At 67.8% G+C, this 2441-nt stretch carries 2 protein-coding genes; both read right to left on the bottom strand.

Features of this window, described 5'->3' with window-relative positions:
* Positions 1–1256 (bottom strand): carbon starvation protein A (locus tag JNK68_17015; GenBank protein ID MBL8542045.1); only part of this gene is annotated, 1256 nt, incomplete at its 3' end.
* 234 nt (positions 1257–1490) lie between these two features.
* The coding region (locus tag JNK68_17020; protein ID MBL8542046.1) for a HAMP domain-containing protein at positions 1491–2441 on the bottom strand (951 nt) is incomplete at its 5' end.

The following is a 2441-nucleotide window of genomic DNA, read 5'->3' on the forward strand; positions in this document are numbered from 1 at the left end:
GTGATGACCCAGCCCCACTCGCTGATCACCTTCGCTGCCGTCTCGGCCGTCGGACCGGTAACCGCCGCCGGCGCGTTCATCGCGAAGTAGATGCCCGGATCGAGCGTGGCTGCCGCCACCAGCGCCATGATGGCGACGAACGACTCGGTCAGCATGCCGCCGTAGCCGATGAAGCGCGCGTGGCCTTCGCGCTCGATCATCTTTGGCGTGGTGCCCGACGAGATGAGTGCGTGGAAGCCCGACACGGCACCGCAGGCGATGGTGATGAAGAGGAACGGGAAGAGCGTGCCCGCCACCACCGGACCGGTACCGTCGGCAAAGCGCGTGACCGGTTCCATGCGCAGGTTCGGCATCACGATGTAGATGCCGATGGCGAGCGCCGCCACGACGCCGATCTTGAGGAAGGTGGAGAGGTAGTCACGCGGGGCGAGCAGCAGCCACACGGGCAGCATGGAGGCAACCGCACCGTAGACGATGACCGCCCAGGCGAGCTGCGGCGCGGAGTAGGTAAAGAGCGGTCCGAGCGTCGGGCTGTGCGAGACGTACTGGCCGTACCAGATGGTGAGCAGCAGCACGATCACGCCGAAGGCCGATGCCTCCAGGATCTTGCCGGGGCGGATGAAGCGCATGTAGACGCCCATCACCATGGCGAGCGGGATGGTGACGGCGACGGTGAAGGTGCCCCACGGGCTTTCGCCGAGCGCCTTGACGACGATCAGGCCGAGCGCGGCGAGAATGATGATCATGATGGCGAGCGCACCGATCAGCGCGATGGTTCCCGCGACCGGACCCATCTCCATCTTCACCATCTCTCCGAGCGACCTGCCGTCGCGGCGGATGGAGCAGAAGAGCACGACGAAATCCTGCACGGCACCGGCGAGGACGACACCGACGAGGAGCCAGATCGTCCCCGGTAGATAGCCCCACTGTGCGGCGAGCACCGGCCCCACCAGCGGCCCGGCACCCGCGATGGCCGCGAAGTGGTGCCCGTAGAGCACGTACTTGTTGGTGGGCACGTAGTCGATGCCGTCCTGATGCGTGACCGCGGGGGTCATCCGCGAGTCGTCGAGCTGCAGGACCTTGTTCGCGATGAACTTGCTGTAGAACCGGTAGGCGATGAAGTAGACGCAGAGCGCAGCGGTGACGAGCCACGCAGCGCTCACGGGCTCACCACGATTCAACGCGATCGCAGCAAACGAAAACGCACCGAGTATCACCAGCGCGGGCCACAACAACACCTGCAGAAGCCTGTTCATACCGATCCCCTCTCCGTGACGATCCTGTTTACGCGTCGCCTGGTGCGCAAATCAGCCCGCGCCGCCAAACCTCTGCCTTCTCGATTATTTCGGATCCGCTCGCCGCGGCACCGCCGCCGGCTTCGATGCACCAGGCGCCCTGCCTGGCGCTGCCTTCTGCGTGGCCGTGCCCGGCCCACGGGATGCACATGGCGCGTAATGTATCACTTCTGCAAGCCGATCGCGCACCGACCGTCAGCCTACCGTGAAGCGCTCTGCGCGCGCCTCCTGCGGCGCCTCGGCGAGGCTGCGACGAGGTAGATGGAGCACCGCCTCCAGGCCACCCTGCGGGCGATTGGAGAGGTCGAGTTCGCCGCCGTGCAGACGTGCGATGTCGCGCGCGATCGCGAGGCCGAGCCCGGTGCCGCCGGTGGTGCGACTGCGCGATTCCTCACGCCGATAGAACGGCTCGACAATGCGCTCGAGCTCCGCCTCCGGCACGCCGGGACCGTCGTCCTGCACGCGGATCGTGAGCGTCGTGTCGCTGTCCTCGACGACGAGGTGCGCGCGCCCGCCGTAGCGCACGGCGTTGTCGACCAGGTTCGCGAGACAGCGCTTGAGCCCCTGCGCGTATCCGTCGAAGTCCGCGTGCGGCGCACCGCTGATGTCGACGCGCCCGCCGAGTTCGGCGGCGTCCGACTGAATGGCCTCCAGCAGCGCCAGTACGTCTACCGGCTCCCGCTGACGCGCCGTGCCGAAACCGTGCAGGAAATCGGACGTAGCGGCGACCATCTGCTCCATCTCCTCGAGGTCGCGGGCGAACCGGTTCTTGACCTCGCCGTCGTCGAGCAGCTCGGTGCGCAGCCGCAGCCGGGTGATCGGTGTCTTGAGGTCATGCGAGACCGCCGCCAGCATCCGCGCACGGTCTTCGATGAAGCGCGTGAGCCGCGCCTGCATCTGGTTGAAGGCATGCGCCGCGCGCCGCACCTCGGTCGGCCCGGTCTCCGGCAGTGGCGGGCGGCGGATGTCCTGCCCGAGTTGGTCTGCCGCGGCGGCGAGCACGGCAAGCGGGCGCGTGGCGAGGCGCACCGCGAAGAGCGCGATGCCGACCACCACCAGAAGGCGCCACGCGAGATCGAGGAATATCCCCGGCGGCGGCCCTGGAGGACCGATCGCGGCCGGGCCGAGTTCGAAGCGCAGCCAGTC

This window comes from Betaproteobacteria bacterium (assembly GCA_016791345.1).
In the GTDB taxonomy this organism is placed as follows: domain Bacteria; phylum Pseudomonadota; class Gammaproteobacteria; order Burkholderiales; family JAEUMW01; genus JAEUMW01.